At 45.4% G+C, this 22,847-nt stretch carries 18 protein-coding genes; 5 read left to right on the top strand and 13 right to left on the bottom strand.

The window, feature by feature from the left end; genetic code table 11:
* Positions 1 to 13: 13 nt before the first annotated feature.
* The 5 genes from glpK to N6H06_RS19960 all read right to left on the bottom strand — a co-directional run bounded on the left by glpK (position 14) and on the right by N6H06_RS19960 (position 9,342).
* On the bottom strand, positions 14 to 1,516 hold the full coding sequence (gene glpK / locus N6H06_RS19980) for a glycerol kinase GlpK (protein ID WP_062750052.1): 1,503 nt from the start codon (positions 1,514 to 1,516) through the stop codon (positions 14 to 16).
* Between the two features lie 128 nt (positions 1,517 to 1,644).
* Positions 1,645 to 2,898 (bottom strand): ATP-binding protein, encoded by a 1,254-nt coding sequence (locus N6H06_RS19975; RefSeq protein ID WP_062750053.1) that lies wholly within the window; start codon positions 2,896 to 2,898, stop codon positions 1,645 to 1,647.
* 77 nt (positions 2,899 to 2,975) lie between these two features.
* A complete protein-coding gene (locus N6H06_RS19970) occupies positions 2,976 to 4,853 on the bottom strand; it encodes an ABC transporter ATP-binding protein (RefSeq protein WP_062750054.1) in 1,878 nt (625 codons plus the stop codon).
* A gap of 2 nt (positions 4,854 to 4,855) precedes the next feature.
* Positions 4,856 to 6,574 (bottom strand): ABC transporter ATP-binding protein, encoded by a 1,719-nt coding sequence (locus N6H06_RS19965; RefSeq protein ID WP_263707809.1) that lies wholly within the window; start codon positions 6,572 to 6,574, stop codon positions 4,856 to 4,858.
* Positions 6,575 to 7,308: 734 nt separating this feature from the next.
* Positions 7,309 to 9,342 carry a HelD family protein gene (locus N6H06_RS19960; protein ID WP_263707808.1) on the bottom strand — a complete coding sequence of 678 codons (2,034 nt, stop codon included), beginning with the start codon at positions 9,340 to 9,342 and terminating at the stop codon, positions 7,309 to 7,311.
* A 514-nt stretch (positions 9,343 to 9,856) separates the two neighbouring features.
* Between N6H06_RS19960 and phnD the strand changes: the two genes are divergently transcribed.
* The 5 genes from phnD to proC all read left to right on the top strand — a co-directional run bounded on the left by phnD (position 9,857) and on the right by proC (position 14,156).
* Positions 9,857 to 10,795 carry a phosphate/phosphite/phosphonate ABC transporter substrate-binding protein gene (gene phnD / locus N6H06_RS19955; protein ID WP_062750057.1) on the top strand — a complete coding sequence of 313 codons (939 nt, stop codon included), beginning with the start codon at positions 9,857 to 9,859 and terminating at the stop codon, positions 10,793 to 10,795.
* Positions 10,796 to 10,914: 119 nt separating this feature from the next.
* Positions 10,915 to 11,715: a phosphonate ABC transporter ATP-binding protein gene (phnC, locus tag N6H06_RS19950; protein ID WP_062750403.1), complete on the top strand. Its 801-nt coding sequence runs from the start codon at positions 10,915 to 10,917 to the stop codon at positions 11,713 to 11,715.
* The gene (gene phnE, locus N6H06_RS19945; RefSeq protein ID WP_263707807.1) at positions 11,684 to 12,472 is read left to right on the top strand and encodes a phosphonate ABC transporter, permease protein PhnE; all 789 of its coding nucleotides are present in this window, start codon (positions 11,684 to 11,686) and stop codon (positions 12,470 to 12,472) included. Before phnC ends, phnE (N6H06_RS19945) begins: the two co-directional genes overlap by 32 nt.
* Complete coding sequence (phnE, locus tag N6H06_RS19940; protein ID WP_062750059.1) at positions 12,469 to 13,272, top strand: phosphonate ABC transporter, permease protein PhnE; 804 nt, start codon at positions 12,469 to 12,471, stop codon at positions 13,270 to 13,272. The genes phnE (N6H06_RS19945) and phnE (N6H06_RS19940) overlap by 4 nt, the downstream gene beginning before the upstream one ends.
* 83 nt (positions 13,273 to 13,355) lie before the next feature.
* Entirely contained in the window at positions 13,356 to 14,156 is an 801-nt protein-coding gene (proC, locus tag N6H06_RS19935; RefSeq protein WP_082808415.1) for a pyrroline-5-carboxylate reductase, read from the top strand.
* Between the two features lie 144 nt (positions 14,157 to 14,300).
* Here the strand turns inward: proC and N6H06_RS19930 are convergent, their stop codons facing one another.
* From N6H06_RS19930 to N6H06_RS19895, 8 genes are all read right to left on the bottom strand, one after another.
* The gene (locus tag N6H06_RS19930) at positions 14,301 to 15,653 is read right to left on the bottom strand and encodes an MATE family efflux transporter (protein WP_062750060.1); all 1,353 of its coding nucleotides are present in this window, start codon (positions 15,651 to 15,653) and stop codon (positions 14,301 to 14,303) included.
* The gene (locus tag N6H06_RS19925; protein WP_062750061.1) at positions 15,650 to 16,240 is read right to left on the bottom strand and encodes a TetR/AcrR family transcriptional regulator; all 591 of its coding nucleotides are present in this window, start codon (positions 16,238 to 16,240) and stop codon (positions 15,650 to 15,652) included. The genes N6H06_RS19930 and N6H06_RS19925 overlap by 4 nt, the downstream gene beginning before the upstream one ends.
* A 128-nt stretch (positions 16,241 to 16,368) precedes the next feature.
* The gene (locus tag N6H06_RS19920) at positions 16,369 to 16,887 is read right to left on the bottom strand and encodes a histidine phosphatase family protein (RefSeq protein WP_238583378.1); all 519 of its coding nucleotides are present in this window, start codon (positions 16,885 to 16,887) and stop codon (positions 16,369 to 16,371) included.
* 31 nt (positions 16,888 to 16,918) lie between these two features.
* The gene (locus tag N6H06_RS19915; RefSeq protein WP_062750063.1) at positions 16,919 to 17,830 is read right to left on the bottom strand and encodes an ABC transporter permease; all 912 of its coding nucleotides are present in this window, start codon (positions 17,828 to 17,830) and stop codon (positions 16,919 to 16,921) included.
* A gap of 12 nt (positions 17,831 to 17,842) precedes the next feature.
* Positions 17,843 to 18,847, bottom strand: coding sequence for an ABC transporter permease (locus N6H06_RS19910; protein WP_062750064.1), 1,005 nt, complete (start codon positions 18,845 to 18,847; stop codon positions 17,843 to 17,845).
* 64 nt (positions 18,848 to 18,911) lie between these two features.
* Positions 18,912 to 20,567, bottom strand: coding sequence for an ABC transporter substrate-binding protein (locus N6H06_RS19905; RefSeq protein ID WP_062750065.1), 1,656 nt, complete (start codon positions 20,565 to 20,567; stop codon positions 18,912 to 18,914).
* On the bottom strand, positions 20,564 to 21,562 hold the full coding sequence (locus N6H06_RS19900; RefSeq protein WP_062750066.1) for an ABC transporter ATP-binding protein: 999 nt from the start codon (positions 21,560 to 21,562) through the stop codon (positions 20,564 to 20,566). Before N6H06_RS19900 ends, N6H06_RS19905 begins: the two co-directional genes overlap by 4 nt.
* Positions 21,552 to 22,541, bottom strand: a complete 990-nt coding sequence (locus N6H06_RS19895) for an ABC transporter ATP-binding protein (protein ID WP_213029372.1) — start codon at positions 22,539 to 22,541, stop codon at positions 21,552 to 21,554. Before N6H06_RS19895 ends, N6H06_RS19900 begins: the two co-directional genes overlap by 11 nt.
* Positions 22,542 to 22,847 lie beyond the last annotated feature (306 nt).

The raw sequence follows: 22,847 nt of genomic DNA, 5'->3' as shown, positions 1-22,847 counted from the left end.
CATTATTGGCTTTTTATTTTGTTGGCTTAAAAGCCATTGTTGCCTCAATCGCTGTTTTCCAGCCACCATAAAGCTTTTCCCGCTCTGTTTTTTCCATCTTCGGCTCAAACGAACGATCGATTTTCCATTTGTCGGCAATTTCCTGTTTGTCTTCCCATACTCCGACAGCCAAGCCAGCTAAATAGGCTGCACCAAGTGCGGTTGTTTCGTTAATTGTTGGGCGTTCAACAGGGGCATCGAGCAAATCGCTTTGAAACTGCATCAAAAAGTCGTTCTTCACAGCACCGCCATCGGCGCGAAGCTTTTTCGACTCTAAGCCAGAATCCGATTCCATTGCCTCCATCACATCTTTCGTTTGGTACGCTAGTGCTTCTAACGTAGCGCGAACAATGTGTTCTCTCGTTGTTCCTCTGGTCAACCCATACATGGCACCACGTGCTTCGCTGTCCCAATAAGGCGTTCCTAACCCAACAAATGCAGGCACAACATAGACACCCTCCGATGACTCAACCCGCTTTGCATATGCTTCGCTATCCCCAGCGTTCTCTAGCAGCTTGATGCCGTCACGGAGCCATTGGATCGCAGAACCAGCAACGAAAATGCTTCCTTCTAATGCATACTCTACTTTTCCATCAAGACCCCAGGCAATCGTCGTGAGCAAGCCATTTTCCGATGTAACAGCTTCATTGCCTGTGTTCATTAAAATAAAGCAGCCTGTTCCATACGTGTTTTTAACCATGCCTTTTTCAAAACAAGCTTGTCCAAATAAAGCCGCACTTTGGTCACCGGCGACGCCTGCAATCGGTACCTGCTCTCCAAAGAAATGGTATTCCACCGTGTTGGCGTACACTTCTGAAGATGACTTCACTTCAGGCAGCATCGCCTTGGGGACATCCAAAATCCGAAGCAGCTCTTCGTCCCACTGCAAATCATGAATGTTATACATAAGCGTCCGCGCCGCATTTGAATAGTCGGTCACATGAGCTTTACCTCCGCTCAATTTCCAAATGAGCCATGAATCAATTGTGCCAAAGAGCAATTCGCCGTTTTCAGCCCGCTCCCGGGCGCCTTCCACATGGTCCAAAATCCATTTCACTTTTGTCCCTGAAAAATAAGGGTCAATCAGCAAACCCGTTTTGCTGCGAAACGTTTCATTGTGCCCAGCATCACGCAATGTTTTGCAAATGTCTTCTGTTTGCCGAGACTGCCAAACAAGCGCATGATAAACCGGCTTGCCTGTTTCTTTGTCCCAGACGACCGTTGTTTCCCGCTGATTTGTAATCCCTATCGCTTCAATTTGCCGCGGCTCCACATCTGTCTCTGTAAACAGGCCGGAAATAACAGAAAGCGTCGAATTCCAGATTTCATTTGCATTGTGTTCCACCCAGCCTGGGTGGGGAAAATACTGTTTAAACTCCTTTTGGACTGTATGGACGACTTCCCCTTCGTGGTTAAATAAAATCGACCGTGTACTCGTCGTTCCCTGGTCAATTGCCAAAATGTATGTTTTCTCCATCCGTTAATCCTCGGACCTCCTTGATTTTTCGGTTGCATGTTCCCTTTTATTTGTTTACCCTGCCTTCTACCTTGTTAAAACAAGTCTATTCTCATTCCTGGAAATCGTTTACACTAACCTACAAAGTCTTATTTGTCGTAAAGGGGGAGCATAATATGGACGCATGTGCCCTTTTTTGGTTTGCTTGCATAAGAAACGTGGCCGCCCATCATTTCGATCATGCGAATGGAGACCATTGTTCCGATGCCCGTCCCACTGTCTTTTGTCGTAAAATAGGCAGTGCCAATTTGTTTTAATTGCTCTTTTGTCATGCCAACCCCTGTATCCTCAATTGTTAACAGCAATTTCTTTTTAGCCGTTTTATCCATTTTAATCGACACCGATCCGTTTGGAGGCGTTGCTTCGATGCCATTCTTAATAAAATTGAGAAGCGCTTGTTTGAGCTTATTTTGGTCGGCCCATACCCAAAGGGTTTCTTCGCCGCTTTGGACCGACAACTGGACCTGTCCTTTTGCAGCATAAGGCCTCAGCAGTGAGACAACGGAATGAACGGTTTCCCCTACTGAAAAAACACGTTGTTGATCCATTTTAGGTTTTGCTGCACTTAAATATTCATTAATGATCGCTTCCGCCCGGTTCAATTCGCCGACAATTAATGCGTGGTATTGATTTTTCTTCTTACCTTCTGCCATCAACTGGACAAAACCTTTCACAACGGTCAGCGGATTTCTGACTTCATGGGCAATCGTTGCTGCAAGTTCGTTTAAGCTGTTGTACTTTTCGGCACGCAGCGATTCGGCAATGACACGATCTCTCTCAAGCAACGTTTCATATAAATAAGTAATTAAAAACATCGCACCAACGCCAAAAACCGCATAATAAACGGCCACTCCCCACATGGCAGGCAAGTAGCTATCTCTGAATAGCCACTGCATAATGATCAGTGATAAAGTTACTTGGATCAGCACTGGCCATAATGACACGAGGCTGACAAACTTGAGCCTGGGCCATTTGCTTGGCAACTGGTAAAACCGTCTCGTAAAAATCGAAAACAACACGGCACTTAGCAAAAAATGTACGAGGGCAAAACCGGTAAGGTCACCGCCTATGATCAACCGAAAAACGGCTGAAACGGCGGTTACGCCCCAGCCCGCCCGTTTGCCACCATACAAAAACGCGAGCAAAATGGGAATATAGCGCAAATCCCAGAAAACGTCTCCTTGGCGGATGGAAAAGGACATGCATAAAATAACAGCGCCACTCATGAAATGAAACATCGTAAGCGAACGCTGGATCTTCCAGCCCCCTTCGGCTTTTAAGCTATAAATGATTAAGGGAACCATAATCACAAACACATTGATAAGAAGCTTTTCAATAACCATGCATTCCACGTTCCCCTCGCACCATTTCTCTGAACTCATTCGACACTTTTCGGGGCAATCCTGCTTTTTGCTAAAATTTACAGGATTGCATCCATTTGTTTTGTTTGTTGCATCTCGTAATAAAACCCTTTTGTCGCCATCAGTTCATGGTGGCTTCCTGCTTCCGTGACCTCGCCTCCCTGTAAAACAAGAATTTGGTCAGCGGCTTCAATCGTATTTAAGCGATGGGCAATGACAAAGCTTGTGCGCCCATGCATCAACCGTTTTAACGCTTCTTGGATCTTCATTTCCGTCACGGTATCAATACTGGATGTCGCTTCATCCAAAATAAGTATCGCAGGGTTAGCAAGCAGTGCTCGCGCGATCGACAATAACTGTTTTTGCCCTTGGCTAATGCCACTGCCATCTTGAAAAAGCATCGTCTCATATCCATTCGGCAAATGGGAAATAAACCCATGTGCATTTGCCAGCTTAGCCGCGTCTTCCACTTCTTGATCCGATGCCTCGAGGCGACCATAACGAATGTTTTCACGAATGGTGCCTTGGAATAAAAAAGGATCCTGAAGAACAACGCCCATTTGCGAGCGTACGTCGTCTTTCTTCAAGTTAGCAAGGTTGTTTCCATCGATGAAAATCGCTCCCTCATTTACTGGGTAAAAACCTAGCAGCAAATTGAGAATGGTCGTCTTCCCTGCTCCAGTAGGGCCGACAAAGGCAATCGTCTCCCCAGCTCTCGCTGTAAATGAGACGTTTTTGAGCGTTTCCGTAGCGCCATAGGAAAAACAGACATTTTGAAAGGAGACATTTCCTTCTATTTGCTTGACCGCGATAGCGCCTGCTTGATCCGATTCAGGCTGCTCATCAATTACTGCAAATACACGCTCCGCACCAGCTAACGCTGATAAAACCGCATTAAACTGATTGGCAAGATCGTTTAGCGGCCGTGTAAACTGACGGGAATACTCGACAAACACGACAATCACACCAACCGTTACCCCAGCCATTCCATGAACAGCAAGAAACCCACCAATCCCGGCAATAACGGCAAAACTGAGATTGTTCAACACATTCATTAGTTTTGGGATAAAACCAGAATAGACTTGCGCCCAGAAACCAGCATGACGCAACGCGCCATTATGTTCCTCAAACGCTTGGATAATCGTTTCTTCACGTGAAAAAGTTTTAACAACCGATTGGCCAGCAATGGTTTCTTCCGAATAGCCGTTAAGCTGCCCTAAGCTTTTTTGCTGCTCTTTAAAAAACACTTTTGTTCGCTTTGTAATCCAACGCATTCCTAAAACCATTAATGGCACAATGAATAAAGTGATCACTGTAAGCAAGGGCGACAAGTATAACATGACAGCTAGAATGCCAATAAAGGTGACGACACTTGAAATGATTTGCACAATGGACGAGTTCAGCGTCGCAGAAATATTCTCAATGTCGTTTGTCATACGGCTCATCAAATCTCCGTGCTTGTGTTTGTCAAAAAAACCGATTGGCAACTTTTGCAATTGGGCAAATAAATCTTTACGGATCGCAAACACAGTCGCCTGTGCGATTTTGACCATCATAAAGTTTTGCAAAAACGTTGAAATGCTTAAAGCGGCGTAAGAACCAAGCAAAAAGAGCAATATGATCTCCAAACCGTCAAAATGAGTAGGAATGATATAGTCATCAATGACAACGCCGATTAAAAAAGGACCGGCCAGCGTCAATACAGCGCTGGCAAAAACAAGCGCCATAACAAGAAAAAGCGCCCCTTTTTGCCTTGCCAAATAAGCGAAAATTCTTTTGGCCGCTCCTTTCCCATCCTTGGCGGTCTCCGGCCGTCCTCCAGCCCTGGCAGCGTGTGGATGTTGGGGCTGGCTGCCTGTTGCCTGAGACTGGCGGGACGCGCGCCAATTGATGGTTTTATAACGAAATGGCTCTGTTAATGCGGAACGAAGCCTCATCCTCACGCCTCCTTGCCATATTGCGACTTATAAATTCTTTTATAGAACGGCGATGACCGCAGCAACTCTTCGTGACTGCCGAAGCCAACCAGTTCGCCGTATTCAAGCAATAAAATCCGGTCTGCCTGAATCGCCGTTGACAATTTTTGCGTAACCATCATCGTCGTACATGGCTGTTGCTCTAACGCCGCGAGAAAACGGGCTTCTGTTTTCGCATCAAGGGCGCTTGTGCTGTCATCAAGAAGCAACATTTTCGGCTTGCCTAGCAGGGCACGGGCAATGGAAATCCGCTGTTTTTGGCCTCCTGACAAGTTGACGCCTTGCTGGCCAACGATCGTATCATACCCATCTGGCAAACGTACAATCGCCTCATGAATTTGCGCTACTTTAGCAACAGCTTCTATTTCTTCATTAGATGCTTCTGGAAAGCCCCAGGCAATGTTTTCGCGAATCGTCCCGGAGAACAACCGGACCGCTTGCGGGACATAGCCAATTTGCCTGCGCAGCTTTTGAACTTGCCACGCCGTAACAGGCGTTCCATCAATGCGAACCGTTCCTTTGGTCGGTTCATAAAGTTTTGGGATGAGCTGGAATAAAGTAGACTTTCCAGAACCTGTTTCCCCAAGGACGGCAACTGTTTCATTCGCCTTTACAGAGAAATCGATGTTTTTCAACACAAAGGGAGCCCCCTCTGCATAAGAAAACGATACATGTTCAAAGCGCAGCTCCCCTTTCATAGCCGGAGGCTCAGGCTTTTCCTCGCTTTCCTTCAGTTCGTCATCAGGCTCTAGCAGCACTTCCTCAATTCGTGTTGCCGAGGCTCTAGCCCGGGAAAAGACGATGATAATCATTGAAAAAACGGTTAAAGCGGAAGTAATTCGCGTTGCATAGTTGACAATCGCCACAACATCGCCAACTTGGGTGGTGCCACTGCCAATGTCAGTGCTTCCAAACCAAAGGACAAGCAAAATCGAGCCGTTCATTAAAAACAGCAAAACAGGCAATGTTAATTCCATTAGGCGAAAAGCTTTCACAGTCCGGTCCATAAGCTTGCTGCTTTCCCGAAAAAACCGCTTCGCCTCCTCGGCTTTGCGCACAAATACGCGGATCACACGAATGCCAGTCAAATTTTCTCGTACCACATGGTTCACTGAATCGACTTTGGCTTGCACCTCACTAAAAATATGTACGCCTTTTTTTAAAATCCACATTAAAAAGAGGATGATCGGTGGAATCGTTATGAATAAAAACAAGGCTAAACGGGCATTGACGGCAAATGCCATCACGCTTCCACCAATAATAAGCAACGGTGCTCTAGCCATAATGCGCAGGCTCATAAAAACCGTATTTTGAATTTGTGTCACATCATTGGACAGCCTTGTCATTAAAGAGGATGTTTCAAATGGCTGTAACTTTTCAAGGCTAGAACGCTGGATCGTTTTAAACATCGCATTGCGGATATCAAACCCTGTGCTTTGGCCGGTGTGACCTGCATAAAAGGAGTTTAGCACGCCGGCTACAAACGCTAATAACGAAAGGCCGACCAATACGCCCCCCCACACAAAAACAGTCTGCAAATCATTTTCGATAATCCCGTCGTCAATGATCCGGGCAAGCAAAAGCGGTTGAATGAGTTCCACAGCCAACTCAAGCAACATAAAAGCAAAAGCAATCACTGCTGCTGCTTTATAAGGAAGCAAATAGGAAAAAACAGTTCTCACAGTAACGCCCCTCTTCCTGCACCAATCACCACAGTTCTTATTTTATATTATTTTCCTATCATAGCTTATTTTTTGTCTTCGTTCTATTATATTATCCTATAGCCGAAAGCAATATCGCCCATTCATTTGTCCTATCTGTATTTCGAGATCCCCTCAGACAGAACGTACTGGCTCTGTCATAGCCTCCGATCTTCCGTGTGGTTACTTGAATAGGAAGCGAAAGTTCGACTTGGCTAAACTGTTTGTATGCCCGATCTCCCTAGAAATAAAAAACTTTCTGGGGAGATCCCACAGAAAGTTTACGCTGCGACGAACAACGGTAAGATTTTTTTGCCTACTAAACTATGCCCCTGCCGACATGGCAATTAAAACAGCTCCTACTACACCGACCACAAAAACGGCTGAAAGGATTTTCACAAACTTTGCGTTCACTAAAGTCACTCCCCATTGCAAATCTAGCTTTGAACGAAAGAAATAGTCGCTTAACCAAACAGCTCGACGTTATTTGACACTTTTCTTAAGTATACAACGGCTAGCACTTAGAAACTATGTAAATTTATCTTTATCGTCTCCAAATTTAGCAAAAAACGTTCGGAAACTGGCAGCTCTTTACTTTTAACTAGGACGGCTGTCGCCACTAATAGGAGAATCGTGTATGAACATCCGAAAAATGAGCTAGACACCTGCTTTCCTACTGAAATATATCCAGTAAAAAAGACGAGGTGTCGGCTTTTTTACAATCCAGTAGCCAAGATCGGGGACAACTCACCGTCATACCAGACAGTCAATTCATGAAGGGCCCGTGTGCAGCCAACATACAATAGTTTTTTATGGAGTTCATCACAAGGGTAATGGTCGTTTGTCACATCAGCTAGCAAGACAGCATCAAATTCAAACCCTTTTGAAAGATAAACAGGCAAAACAGAAATGCCGCCCTCATACCTTTCTCCTCCCGCTGTAAGCAAATGGGCATCAAGACCCGTTGCTTGTAGCTGCCTGCAAATGGCTTTGCTTGCTTTTTCCGTACGTGTAAGAATAGCAATGGTGTGTGTTTGTTTATCCTGCATCGCGCTTACCCATTGCGCAACATGTTCCTCGGACTTCTGTTCAACAACAACGTCTTGCCCGCTGCGAAAAACAGGTTTTGCGGGCGCAGGAGCGAAAGCCATTTGTTGAAGAATCCGGTTCGAAAATTCAATAATTTCCATTGTTGACCGGTAACTCCGTTCCATCTGTACATAGGAAACGTTATTGGTAAATACCTCTTCAAAGGCAGCCCAGTCGGAAATCCCTTCGTCCCCGTGAATCCCTTGAGCTAGATCCCCTAAAATCGTAAACCCTCCTGAACGCGTTCGCTCTTTTAGAACAGCTAGCATAAAAGGGGAGACATCTTGTGCTTCATCGATAACGACATGGTCGAAGCGAGCATCACGCTCAATACCGTAAAGCTGCTGATGCATATAAACAAGTGGTGCTATATCTGCATAACCTAACCGCTTCTCTTTCAGTCTAGCAGGTACAGGCAGTTGCTGTTGTTTTAAGAAAGCGGTGTACAACTTAGCGAGATCAGGCTTTGGCCAGTAGGAAAGAAAGGAGCGCAAACGCTTAAGCGCCTCTGACTTAAAAGCCTGTTGTTCTTTTTTGTCTTCAAAGCGCTTTGCTTCGATCTCAATCCATCGTTTGGCCCGGGCATGGAGGCGTTCTCGCCGTTTCATTGGCGGCGAAGCGGCAAAATCTTGCTCAACCCACTGTTTTATTGTTTCTTTGTTCAGCACGCAGCCATCCCATGGGCAAAAATCTTTTTTCGGCACCCTCTCCCCCACATAGGCATCGATAAAATGACGCAGTTGCTTTTGACATGCAAGCGAACCTTTATACGCAAGCACATCTTCTGACTGCCGATCAAGTTTGGCTTCAAATTGATTGGCCAAGCGGTTTTTAGTGTCAGAAAGCCGATAAGAAGAACCAAGCACCGACAACCCCCAGTTGGCAAATGTACTTTGGGCAATCGTCCCTACTCCGAGCTCTGGCAAGACGTGTGAAATATAATCGAGAAACATCGCGTTTGGCGCAAAAATCACCATTTTTTCAGCCCGCAACTGCTCTCGAAATTCATACAACAAATAGGCAAGGCGATGCAAAGCGACTGTCGTTTTCCCGCTTCCAGCAGCTCCTTGGATAATAAGCGGTTCTTTTATTGCATGGCGAATAATCGCGTTTTGTTCTGCTTGAATGGTCGCGACAATGTCTTTCAATTTGTTGTCTTTTTGCTCGCTTAACTTATATAACAGAAATTCATCCCCGCCGCTCATTTCTTGGCCTTTCCCATAGCTGTCAACAACACGCTGTAGAAGACGATTTCGGATGACAATGTTTCGTTTCAGCAAAATTTCACCCTCGACAACGCCTTCCGGTGATTGATAAAAAACATCTTCTTCACTTCCCGTAAACGAATAAAACAGCGAAGCAACTGGAGCGCGCCAATCAATCACTAACGGATCGCCGCTGTCTTCATCGTGAACGCCGACTTTCCCAATATAGAGCGCTTTTGTTTCCTGGTCCCACTCACAAAAGTCGAGCCTGCCAAAATACGGTTCTTGTCTAGCTGAATGAAGGGCTGTACGGAGATGTTCACGCCTATCTTCCAGCACTTGTTCCGTAAAATCGCTACCGCGGTAGCGCGGCATCTGCTCCAACTTGTCACCTAATTCATCCAGTTGGGCAAGCGTTGTTTGCAACTGCGTCTCTTCGGCTTCAAATATGGACATCGTATCACTCCTCATAAAAGTTCTTCTCTATTTTCGCGAAAAACGAAAAAAAAGAATAGACTTTTTCTTTTCGTTTTGGTAAGCTTTATATAGTTCAAGTGCCAAAAATAAATATCCCATTATATGGAAACCTTCACCGAAGATTCGCTCTTTTGGTGAAGGTTTTTTGTATGTTGTCTAATGATCTTCCATTCTTTTTTAAGGCATGTTTACAATAAAAACATCGATTCTATAAAATCCGTCTTTGCTTTTCCTCTATAATGAAATGGGGTTTGCTTTTGTAAAAAGATATGTAGATTAGGAGGCTGATACCAGACATAACAGGACTTTTGCCGTATTCTTGTCGAACAGCCATTGAACAACCAAAAAAGTGGCTACATGCCTCTTACTCCAGCTTTCTTAACGCCACAATCGCACTCATTGTCGAAAAAACGATTCTTGACGGTTTCACAAACAAATTCTACAATTATCGAGAAAGCTACATTTTTAATGAATAATTAGGGGGACAATCACATTGAAAAAGAAAGTTTTTGGCTCGTCACTTGTAGCTGTTACTGCACTTGTTCTTGCCGCGTGCGGCGGAAATGACACGAACGCAGGTAACGGAGGCGACAGTGAAGACGGCTATTCGCCAACAGATGTTCTAAAAGTGCAATTTGTTCCATCACAAAACGCTGAAAATCTTGATGTGATTGCAGCGCCGCTAGAAGAGCTGCTCTCAGAAAGGCTAGATATTGACGTAGAAGTGTCTGTGTCGACAGACTATCCATCTGTTGTAACAGCCATGGGTTCAAAAACGATTGATGTCGGTTTCTTGCCGCCAAATGCCTATGTAACAGCCAATGAAGAAGGCTATGCAGATGTACTGCTCCAATCATTGCGCTATGGCGTAAATGAAGAGGACGGATCGCCAACGGACGAACTGGTTGGCTCGTACAAATCTCAATTCGTTGTGATGGCAGACTCTGATATCGAGTCGCTTGAAGATTTAGAAGGCAAAACAATCGCTTTCCAAGGCGCCACTTCCTCAGCAGGATACGTATGGCCAGCAGCTTCTTTGCTTGACGCAGGCATTGACCCGCAAAATGACGTAAATGGCGTCGAATTTCAAGGGCACGATGCTGCGCTTATTGCTCTTCTCAATGGCGAAGTCGACGCAGCCGTAACTTTCCAAGATGCACGTAATACGATCAAAGAAGAATTCCCTGATGTGTGGGAGCAAACCCGAGTTGTAGCTTTAACAGAAGATATTCCGAATGATACGGTTTCCGTTCGCTCTGATCTGTCTCAAGAGTGGCGAGACAAAATTGCTGATGCCTTTATTGATATCGGCGAAGATCCAGAAGGTCGCCAAATCATTTTTGACATTTATTCCCACGAAGGGTACGAGCGTTCAGAGGACAGCAATTTTGACGTCGTCCGTGATTATGCGGAACGAATCCAACAACCATAAGTATAAATATAACTTTATTTTCATTTATTCATAGCGAGAGTCCGCCTTGCGGGCTCTCCACTTATGTATTGTATTGCCATTTCCCTATCATATCAGTTTATAAGAGAGTTGGGATGCCGATGATAGAAATAAAAAATGTATCGAAAACGTATCCAAACGGTACGAAAGGCTTAAAAAATATTAACTTAACGATTGAGCGAGGCGAATTTGTCGTCGTTGTTGGCCTATCTGGGGCGGGAAAATCGACATTGCTTCGTTCCGTTAACCGCTTAAATGAAATTTCTGATGGGGAAATTCTCATTGACGGCCAATCGATTACGAAAGCAAAAGGGAAAGAATTGCGGCAAATACGGCAAAGAACGGCGATGATTTTTCAGAGCTTTAATCTCGTAAAACGTTCCTCTGTATTGCGCAACGTGCTGTCAGGCCGTGTCGGTTACCATGGAACATTGCGGACCGTTTTAAATTTGTTCCCTAAGCAGGATATCGAGCTTGCCCTGCAAGCGCTCAACCGTGTGAATATCCTTGAAAAAGCCTATTCCCGAGCAAGTGATTTGTCTGGCGGCCAACAACAACGTGTAGCGATCGCTAGAGCCCTAGCACAAGAACCAAGCGTCATTTTAGCAGACGAACCAACCGCTTCTCTCGACCCATTAACAACGAAACAAGTTATGGACGATTTAAAACGAATTAATAAGGAAGACAAAATTACAACGATTGTCAACTTGCATTTCATCGATTTGGCCCGTGAGTATGCGACACGGATTATTGGCCTCCGTGCTGGTGAAATCGTATTTGACGGCCCTGTCTCAGAGGCAACTGACGAGAAATTTGCTGAAATTTACGGGCGTCCGATTCAAGAGGACGAGCTCTTAGGGGAGGAATTGCATGAGCCAGCAAGCGAACCTGCCAGTCAATAAACCCCCCCGAACAAAGCTTTATATGACATTGTTGCTGTTATTTGCCCTGATAGGCGCGAGCGCTTGGTATATTGATGCAAACCCGGTCATTATTTTAAGCAAGTGGCAAAATGTGCTTGAACTCGTCTTTAAAATGTTTCCACCGGACATGACTTTTTTTATAAATGCGACGCAGGCGATGCTTGATACGATCCGGATGGCGTTAATTGGTACGACGATAGGAGGAATCATCTCCATCCCGATTTTATTCCTATGCGCACACAATATTGTCAATACGCCTTGGATTTACCAACCTGCCCGGATTCTCTTGAATATGCTGCGGACAGTGCCAGATTTGTTGCTCGCAGCGATCTTTGCCGCTATTCTTGGTTTCAACACATTAGCCGGTGTCGTAGCGCTTAGCATCTTTTCGATCGGGATCATCGCCAAGCTTTCATTTGAAGCGGTGGAAAACATCGATCAGGGGCCATTGGAATCGATGACATCGGTTGGCGCTAACAAAATCCAATGGATCGTATTTGGGGTCGTTCCGCAAGTGTTGCCTCAATTTACGTCATATGTTCTATATACATTTGAAATTAATGTCCGTGCCGCTGCCATTTTAGGGTTAGTTGGAGCTGGAGGAATTGGACTTTTATACAAACAGGCAATCGGTTTTTACAATTTTGACCAAGTATTGGCGTTGATCCTTTATACATTCTTAGTTGTATTGCTGATCGATTTTATTAGCTTAAAAATTCGGGAGCGTCTCATATGAGTGATTTAAGAAGCACAATCGAAAAGCCAAAAAAGCAGCGGATCAAATCAGCCGCGATTATTCTTGGGCTGTTACTCATTTACATTTGGGGCTTTAGCGGCATTGATTATAGCGGAATTACGAAAAATGCCTGGGTGATTACAGGCGCGATCATGGACGGATTTTTAAACCCTGATTGGTCTTATGTATACCGTGCAGGCGAAGTCGATTTAATCTCAAATTTGCTTGAAACATTTGCCATTGCTCTTGTTGGCATTAGCCTCTCTGTTGTTCTTTCTTTTCCGATTGCATTTTGGGCAGCGAGAAACTTGAGCGTAAAGCGAATTGTCTCAGGATCTGGAAAGTCCTTTTTGAGCTTTTTCCGCACATTCCCTGATATGGTGATGGCGTTGCTCTTTATTGCGATTGTAGGTCCTGGCCCGTACGCTGGAATGCTCGCCCTTGGCTTTAGCGCCGTTGGCATGCTCGGCAAATTATATGCCGAAGAAATTGAATCGATTGATCCTGGTCCTTCAGAAGCGCTCGTTGCTGCTGGGGCAAACAAATTGCAAATCCTTTGGTTCGCAGTCGTGCCCCAAGTGTTACCTGGCTTTATTTCTGCGACATTGTATCGATTTGAAATCAATATGCGCTCGGCTTCGACACTTGGAGTGGTAGCTGCTGGAGGGATTGGCACGCCGCTTTTATTTGCCATCCAAGGCAGAAGTTGGGACCGTGTCGGCATTATTTTGATTGGCTTAGTCGTATTTGTATTGATTATTGATTTAATTTCTAGCGCACTGCGCAAAAAAGTCGTGTAATTTTCAGATTGACGCTTGTTAGCCAAGACTGAGACCGGTGCCAAATTAACTAATATGCATGATTCTTTTTAGGGGGATAAACGTTGCCATCGATTTTATTTATTGGCGCTGGCCGCATGGCTGAAGCGATTTTTTCCGGGTTGTTGCGCCAGCCTAAGCAACCATTTGACTCAATTTATGTCACCAATCGCACAAACAAAGAACGCCTAGGCGAGCTAGCACAGCGTTATGCCATTACGCCAGTTGACAAGCATGCATCGATTGCCGCAAAGGCAGATGTCCTTCTGTTAGCGATGCCCCCGTCTGCCCATGGAGAAGTCTTTTCCGAGTTGGCCCCTATGATTCGCGACCAACTAATCATCACTGTTGCCGCTGGGATTGGGCCGAGTGACATGGAAGCACAATTGCCGGAAGGAACAGCGGCGGCATGGATTATGCCGAATACCGCCGCACAAGTTGGCGCATCGATCAGCCTTTACGCATTCGGGAAAAACGTATCTGGGAAGCAAAAGCTGCTAGTGAAAGAGATTGTACACGCCATCGGAGCAGGGGAAGAGCTTTCGGAAGAGCAAATTCATAATTTGACCGCCATTACAGGCAGTGCGCCAGCTTTTGTCTATGAATTCGCGCTGCAACTTGAAAAAATGGCTCTATCCTTTGGCATCACCGATAAACAAGCACGACATTTGGTGGAAACGATGCTTGCTGGCAGCATAAAGATGTTGGAAACGGGCTCTCCCCCGCAAGAACTGCGCGACCAAGTGACGACGCCTGGCGGTGCGACTGAAGCAGGGCTTATTTCCCTTGGCAATGACCAATTTTCCGCGATGCTTCAACGTGCGGTTCACGCTGTTACAGACCACGCAAAAAATAGACGAAATTAAATACTCCACGGATCTCTTGAAGAAAGCGAAAAAACGCTGATAACGTCTAAGATAGCGAAGACGGTTATCAGCGTTTTTTATGCACTCTTTTTGAACATCCAATGGCGTCGACTGAACGATGACATTCGCTTATATACGCGCTTTTTAAAGTCCTCTATCCTCCCTAAAAACAATCCGGTTCCGCTTTAAATAAACGAAGATAAATGTCAATACCGCTAGTTCAGCGAACGGAATGGACAGCCAAATCGCATTGGCGCCAAACACAAACGGGACTGTAAGGAGAAACAGCAGCATAAACAGAATCTCTCTCCCTGCGGTAATCCACGTCGCTACTGCCACAGAACCAATTGATTGAAAATAACTCATTAAGACAAAATTGATACCCATAACAAAATAAGCGATGAAAAACAAACGTATCCCAAGGGTAGCCATTTCCTTTACTTCAGTCGGAAAATCCCCAAATAAATGGACAATCGGGGTAGCTGCCACTTGGCCAACCAAGAAGCAAGCCGCGCCGGCGATAAAAGCGGTCCTTATAGCGATTCGCATAATCGCCCGTTTTTTCGCAGCTTCCTCTGCTCCATGGAAGTAGCTAATGATCGGCTGAATTGCCGATCCCATCCCTAAGAACATGAGCAACATGACGCCGTGAACATAATTTAAAACAGAAAAAGCCGCTACGCCCACTGTGCCTGCCAAACGGGCAAACATAATGTTATGTGAAATGGTAAATACGGAAATGCCTACTTCAGCAAGAAAACTTGGGAAGCCAAGCGTAAACGCTTTGACCATTAAAGGCTTTTCAAATGTAAATTTAACAAGTTTGAGATTGCTTTTTTTCGTAAAAAAATGGGAAGTGAGCACAAGCAACCCTAATGTTGCCGCCAAAATCGTGCCAAAAGCAATTTCACGAACACCCATATCAAACACGTATAAAATCATATAGTTGATCCCTACATTGGAACAAGCAGTTGTCACAAGCGCTGCCATCGCCAAGTTCGGATTGCCGTCATTGCGTACAAAAATACTAAACGCATTTTCCAATGTAAAAACAAAGCCAAACACTAAAAATACATTCATATAATCGGCGGCAAACGGAGCCGTTTCATTATTTGCGCCTAGCGCATAAACAAGCGGTTCATGGAACATCCAAGCAATTAAGCCAATGATAAGCGTGCCAGACCCAATTAAGACTAGGGAGTGGGTAAAAATAAACCGGGCACGCTCCGGCTCTTTTTGTCCCATACTCTGAGAGTACATGGTCGCGCCACCTATACCAAGCCAAAGGGACATTGCGACAAACACGGTGTATACAGGACCAGCAATATTAACGCCAGCAAGGGCAACTGGGCCCAATTTATTTCCAACCATAATTCCATCAACCGCCAAGTTGACAGCCATTAAAATCATCCCAACTAATGATGGGATTAAATAACGGAGGAATATTTTTCCTACTGGTTGCGTGTCTAAAGGATTTTGTGTATGTTGTGTACTCACATGTCTTCACCTGCCATAATTCCTCGCCAAAAAACGGCCCAGCCAGCAGCCGTCTTTTTCTTGATTCTTTCTTTGTCTGCCCCATATACGAGCTCAATAGCCAAAGCATCCAACAATGCCATAAAAGCAAGTGTCGGCGTTTCCGGGTTTTGGCTCCCGATTCGTTTCGCCTTTATCGCTTTAGCAAACAACTGATGGATCAGCCTTTCAATTTGCTCCTCATTGCGCATAAAGATTTCCTCAACTGCATCATAAAGATGAACGGGCGGAAAAAACGAAATTCGCAACCAAAAGAAAAACCGTTCATCCTCTTCAACAAGTCGTTTATGTTCAGACACATAACGAAAAAGCTGTTGTTCAAATGCCTCGTCTTGGAAGTCCTTGAGCAGCTTCGTTTTCATGTCCAATTCCAACTCAGCCACATCATGAACGACTTGCATAAACAAATCATCTTTTCCGTCAAAATGCGTGTAAATGCTCTGTTTCTTTATCCCCGCTTCATGGGCGATTTGCGACAACGACGCGCCTTCATAGCCATGCCGTGAAAAAAATTTAAATGCGGCTGATTTAATATCTTTTGCTGTCACTCCCACCCCACCTTCCGAACGTTCGTCAGGTCATTATAGCAAATGATGCCCGGAAAGAGTAGCTTTATTTTTTAAGAGAACGAGCCAGCTTGGAAGCACAATGGCATTACAAGCTGGCTTGTTTTTTTCTAGGAAATATCCATTTTTTCGATCGTTTGACTTCGTAGATCCACGTGAAAAACTTCGGGGCACTGCATGTCTTTCCATTGCTGGAAACCAAACTGTGGATTGACTGCATGCAACAGCAACGAAATTAGGTTTCCATGACTAACAATAACGGTTGGTTCTAGTGTTTGTGCGGCTTCCTCCACAACGGTCAAAATTCGCTTTTTTGCCTGATTGGATGACTCGCCGCCTTGCCATTGTTTGTCCATATCTTGAAAACTGCTCTCTAACAATTCCAACCAATTGTCTACCGGTTTTCCGCATAAAACCCGTTCCTGCAAACGTTGGTCTTGCTTTACACGAAGCGCTAATTTTTCTGCGGTTGGTTTAGCGGTCGCCACTGCACGGGCAAATGGGCTTGAAACGATATGTTTAATGCCTTTTCGATGAAAAAAATTAGCTAAGCGCTCAGCATCGCTTTCCCCCTTCTCTGTTAAGGGAGCATCGGGCTGTTGCCCAGTTGCCTCGGCATGCCGAACGATATATACGGATGATTTCAGTGTTAACGCCTCCTTATTTCCGCTTCATTTTCGGGTCCAATGCATCACGCAACCCATCGCCTACCATGTTAAAGCCAAGCACGACTAGCATAATCGACAAACCTGGGAAAAGGACAGACCAGTAGGCGTTTTGAATGTAGCCTCTTGAATCAGCAAGCATTTTGCCCCACTCTGGCGTCGGCGGACTCGCCCCCATGCCGAGAAAGCCAAGTGCGGCCGCTTCAATAATGGCGACGCCAAATCCCAATGTCGCCTGGACAATGATTGGCGCCATGCTGTTCGGGAGAATATGGTGAAACAGCAAACGGCCGTTTTTCATTCCTTGGGCACGGGCCGCCATTACGAACTCTTCCTGTTTAAGGCTGATGACTTTAGACCGTACAAGGCGTGCAAAGATCGGTACATTAATAATCGCAATCGCTAGCATCGCGTTGGAAAGCGACGGGCCAAGAATGGCAACAATCGCAATCGCCAGCAAAATGCTCGGAAAAGCAAGCATCACATCAAAGACACGGGAAAGAAGCATATCAACCCACTTTCCGTAAAAGCCTGCAATTAGTCCGAGCAGCGTACCGACAACCATTGCGCCAGTGACGGCGAAAAAACCGATCAAAAGGGAAATCCGCGCTCCATAAGCGACCCTTGTAAACACGTCGCGGCCGAGATCGTCCGTGCCAAACCAATGATCGCCCGAAGGGGGCAATAACCGAATCGACGAATTGGTTTCGGCAAAAGAATACGGCGTTAAATAAGGAGCCAGCAATGCGAGTAATAGAAAACAGGTAATAATGATTAAACCAATTAAAGATAGTTTATGTTCGATTAGCTGAACAATCATAGTCGCCCATGGAGACTTTTCTTTGTTGTCCTTTTTTTCTGGACGCTTGGGAGATGGGCTTGTTGCTAACTGCGTTTCCGTTTCCACATCCGGTCCCCCCTAATCATATTTAATCCGCGGGTCAATGGCGGCATAAAGCAAATCAACCACTAAATTGATACATACAAAAATGAAGGCGATCACAAGAATTCCTGATTGAATGACTGGATAATCCCGATATGAAATAGCGTCATAAATGTAGCGTCCAATGCCTGGCCAACTGAATATCGTTTCCGTTAAAATGGCACCACCTAAAAGGGTGCCCGCTTGTAAACCGACGACTGTGATGACAGGAATAAAGGCGTTTTTTAAAGCATGTTTGTAGATGACAACAGACTGGTTCGACCCTTTCGCTTGGACGGTGCGAATATAATCAGACCGGAGCACTTCAAGCATGCTTGAACGGGTCATCCTCGCAATAATCGCCATCGGAATGGTGCCAAGGGCAACCATCGGCAAGACTAAGTGTTTAAGCGTCGTCCCCAATTGCTGCCAATTTCCGGTCAATGCTGCATCTAAAATATACAGGTGCGTAATCGCTTCAACTGGTTCACGAGGATTGTTGCGGCCAAAAGCCGGAAACCAGCCAAGCTCCTGGGCAAAAAACCATTGTTCCATTAAAGCAAGCCAGAAGACGGGCATAGAAACGCCAATCAGTGCGACAACCATGCTTGTATAGTCAAAAATCGAGTTTTGCTTCCAGGCGCTAATAATCCCTGCGTTGACGCCAACAAAAATCGCAAACAACATTGCAAATACCGTTAACTCTAATGTCCCGGCCAAATACGGCCACATTTCTTGGGCAATGTCATTATTCGTTCTAAGGGAAACCCCTAAGTCGCCTGATAGCAAATCGGATATGTAAACGCCATATTGCACCCAAAATGGCTCATTTAAGCCAAGCTGTTCTTCAAGTGCTGCAATCGCTTGTGGCGTTGCTTGTTCCCCTAAAATCGTTTGCGCTGGGTTTCCAGGAATAAGCTGGATAATCGAAAACGTCACAAGCGTCATGCCAAAGAGAACCGGTATAAGCAAAAGTACCCGGCGGATCGCGTACGCCAACATCGACATCACCTCATTTTATTGAATAAAGACAGGCAGCAGGGAATTGTCTGCTGCCTGCAGTAGGCTAGTTTGAAATTTCTACATGTTTCAAGCTCTCGCTTGTTGACGGATGCGGAACATAGCCGGAAATGGTGTCGACTCCAGCGAGCGCAGGAATGGCGTGGACAAGAGGCACCATTGGCGCTTCTTCATGAATGATCAATTGCGCTTCTTCGTACAATGCGGCCCGCTCGTCTGGATCAATCGTCGTCTTTGCTTCTGCTAACAAGGCATCGACTTCCTCGTTGCTAAAAAACATTTGGTTGCTGCCAGGAATGCCGTCTGTAGACAACAAGCTGCCGAGGAAGTAATCAGGGTCACCATTAACGCCAGACCAGCCAAGCATGAACATATCTTGATAGCCAAGCTCGATTTCCTCCAGGTACGTTGCCCATTCTTTTGTGACGATATTAGCGGTAATGTTTAATTCACTCAGGGCATCTTGGATCACCACCGCTGCTTGTTCAGGATCAGGCATGTAAGGGCGGCTCACTGGCATCGTCCACAAATCAAATTCAAACCCATCGCCATAACCAGCTTCTTCGAGCAATTCTTTTGCTTGATCCATGTCGTATTCATAGGCGACAACGTCATCATTGTGCCCAAGGTAATCTTTCGGTACAGCATTGGCAGCCGGCTCCGCCAATCCACCGTAAATATTATGAATAATTTCATTTTTATCAATGGCGTGGTTAATCGCCTGGCGCACGCGGACATCATCAAATGGCTCCTTTTCTATATTGAAGCCTAGATAGCCAACGTTGTTTGGCGTCCGCTCAAACGTTGTCAATCCCGCTTGCCCTTCAATCATGGCGGCATCATCAGGGGCAAGGCCATCCATTAAATCAATTTCACCAGATTGGAGCGCCGTTAAGCGCGCTGAGTTATCAGGTATCACTTGGAAAGTGACGCCATCTAGTTTTGGCAAGCCATCCTGCCAGTAATCTTCATTTTTTTCGAGGACAATGCTCGCATCTTTTGTCCAACTGACAAATTTGAACGGCCCTGTACCAACTGGATTTTCATCAATGTCAGCACCATATTCTTCAAGGGCTGCTGGAGATGTGATTGCAAAATAGCTCATTCCCATGTTTTGTAAAAATGAACCAAGGGGTTTGGACAGGATAAACTCGACTTCATAATCATTTATAACGTTAATTTCCTCAATCACATGGCCTTCATCGTCTTTAAAACCGCCGAACTGGGTACCGTATACACTGTAACTGTACCCTTCATCAGTAAAGGCATATTCATGGTCTGGGTCAGCCCAGCGCTCAAAATTTGTTTTCACCGCATCAGCGTTAAATGGCGTGCCATCGTGAAACGTAACGCCTTCTTGCAAATAGAACACATAACGGAGCCCATCGTCATCAACGTCCCAATCTTTGGCAAGCCCTGGCTCCAGTTCAAATGAATCATCGGCAAATTCAATCAGCGTTTCATAAATTTGTTTGGTCACACGGGACGATTCCCCGTCTGTAACCGAAGCATAATCAAGGCTTTGCGAGTCGCCGCCTCGGGCAAAAATAAGCGTGCCCCCGCTGCTGCTTTCTTCACCGCCGCTGTTGTTTTGTTCGCCAGTTCCATTTCCATCTGTGCCTGTCTCATTGCCTCCGCATGCACCAAGGGCAAAGACGGCTAACAACGCCGCAGAGAAAAGAGGCATTTTTGCTTTTTTCATTTGCTCATCTCCTTTTCGTTGGTTTCATTGTACAAATGGCACGCTGTAAACTGGCCATTGCCGACGTCACGCCAAACAGGCGTTTTTGTTTTGCATATGTCCATACACGAGGGGCAGCGCGTGTGGAACGTACAGCCACTTGGCGGATTTGACGGGCTTGGCACATCGCCAGTAAGGACAATCCGTTCATTCTTAATGTCTGGGTCAGGAACGGGAACGGCCGACAATAATGCTTTTGTATACGGATGCTTTGGCATCTCATATAACGTGTCTTTGTCGGCCAATTCGACGAGCCGCCCAAGGTACATCACACCGACGCGGTCACTGATATGCTTTACGACGCTTAAATCATGGGCAATAAACAAATATGTAAGCTTAAATTCGTCTTTTAATCGTTCCATTAAATTTAAAATTTGTGACTGCACCGAAACGTCTAATGCGGAAACAGGCTCGTCACAAATCACGAGTTTTGGGTTTACCGCTAGCGCCCTGGCAATCCCAATCCGCTGGCGTTGGCCGCCGCTAAACTGATGAGGGTAACGCTTTGCATGTTCTGGACGCAAGCCCACCGTTTCTAGAAGCTCTACGACTTTCTGTTTTTGTTCTTCCTTCGTGCCAATGCCGTGTACTTTTAAAGGCTCGCTGATGATTTTTTCCACTGTGTGCCGTGGATTAAGGGACGCATACGGATCTTGGAAAATCATTTGCATATCTCGGCGCAATTTCCGTACATCTTCAGCAGGCAAAGCTGTCACTTTTTGACCGTTAAAAACGACCTCCCCTTCTGTCGGCTCGATTAAGCGCAAAATGGACTTTCCCGTCGTTGACTTTCCGCAGCCTGATTCGCCAACAATTCCTAAAATTTCGCCTTCACTGACCGAAAAGGTGACGCCATCTACTGCTTTCACTTCTCCGATTTTTCTGGAAAATACGCCGCCATTAATTGAAAAATACGTTTTTAACTGCTTTACTTCCAAAATCGGCTTAGCCGGCATCTTCGTTGCCTCCTTCGTATAGCAAACAACGGCAAGCATGGCCGTTCTCTAGTTCAAGAAGCGCTGGACTTTTCTGAAAACAAGCCTCGAAAGCAAATTCGCATCGTTCAGCAAAGCGGCAACCTTGTTCAATGGTCCCTGGCTGTGGGACAGTGCCTGGAATCGAATACAATTGCTGTTTTCGTTCTGTTAGCTTTGGCAGCGAACGGATAAGTCCCTGTGTATACGGATGTTTCGGCTGTTTTAAGATCGTCCGCACAGTCCCTTCTTCCACTACTTGTCCAGCATACATGACAACGACTCGGTGGCAAATATCGGCGACAACGCCTAAGTCATGGGTAATGAGCAAAATCGCCATGCCTTTTTCTTCATTTAAAGATTTCATTAAATCAAGAATTTGCGCTTGTATCGTGACATCGAGCGCCGTTGTTGGTTCATCAGCAATAAGCACTTCTGGATCGCAAGACATCGCCATCGCAATCATAATCCGCTGCCGCATCCCGCCTGAAAGCTGGTGGGGATACTCATGAATGATTTCCTCCGCTCGTGGTATGCCCACATCGCGTACTAATTGGATCGCTTTGGCACGCGCTTCTTTTTTGCTGATTTTGTTATGGTTGCGAATCGCCTCAATCAGTTGGTTTCCAATCGTAAAGAGTGGATTAAGGGACGTCATCGGCTCTTGGAAAATCATTGAAATTTCTTTTCCTCTTACACGTTTCATTCGCTTGGCCTTTGCCTTGGCAATGTTTTCACCTTTATAGAGGATTTCGCCACCGGCAATTTTTCCAGGCGGACTCGGGATTAACTGCATAATCGATAGCGACGTTACGCTTTTTCCGCAGCCAGATTCGCCTACAATCCCTAACACTTCCCCTTTTCGGACATGAAGGCTGACGCCATCTACTGCAGGAACGGCTGTTTTGCCAGACTGGAATGTTGTTTGCAAATTTTTAAGCTCCAACACCACTTGTTCCATCGGCATCCTCCTTTTTCAAAAGTATTGAAATATATCTTTTAAGATACATAAGTTTTAAAAATAAAGCAATAAATTTTTACACTTTTATTATTATTTCCTCTTCATTTTTAATTCTCCATGTTATGTTTTCTAACAAGGGTCGGTGTTTACACTTTTTTCTTTAGAATTTGGTTTTACACTTCAAACGACAAACCCTTCCTGTCTTAATTAGTTGCATGTTTCGATTTTCCTTCTACGAATATCATTTCAATCCCTATTCCCCAAAAAAACAACGGGCTAAAAACGAGCCCGTTGTTTTTCCTCTAC

It is taken from the genome of Shouchella tritolerans, assembly GCF_025770735.1.
In the GTDB taxonomy this organism is placed as follows: domain Bacteria; phylum Bacillota; class Bacilli; order Bacillales; family Bacillaceae_D; genus Shouchella; species Shouchella tritolerans.
This window is presented reverse-complemented; position numbering and strand designations above follow the sequence as displayed.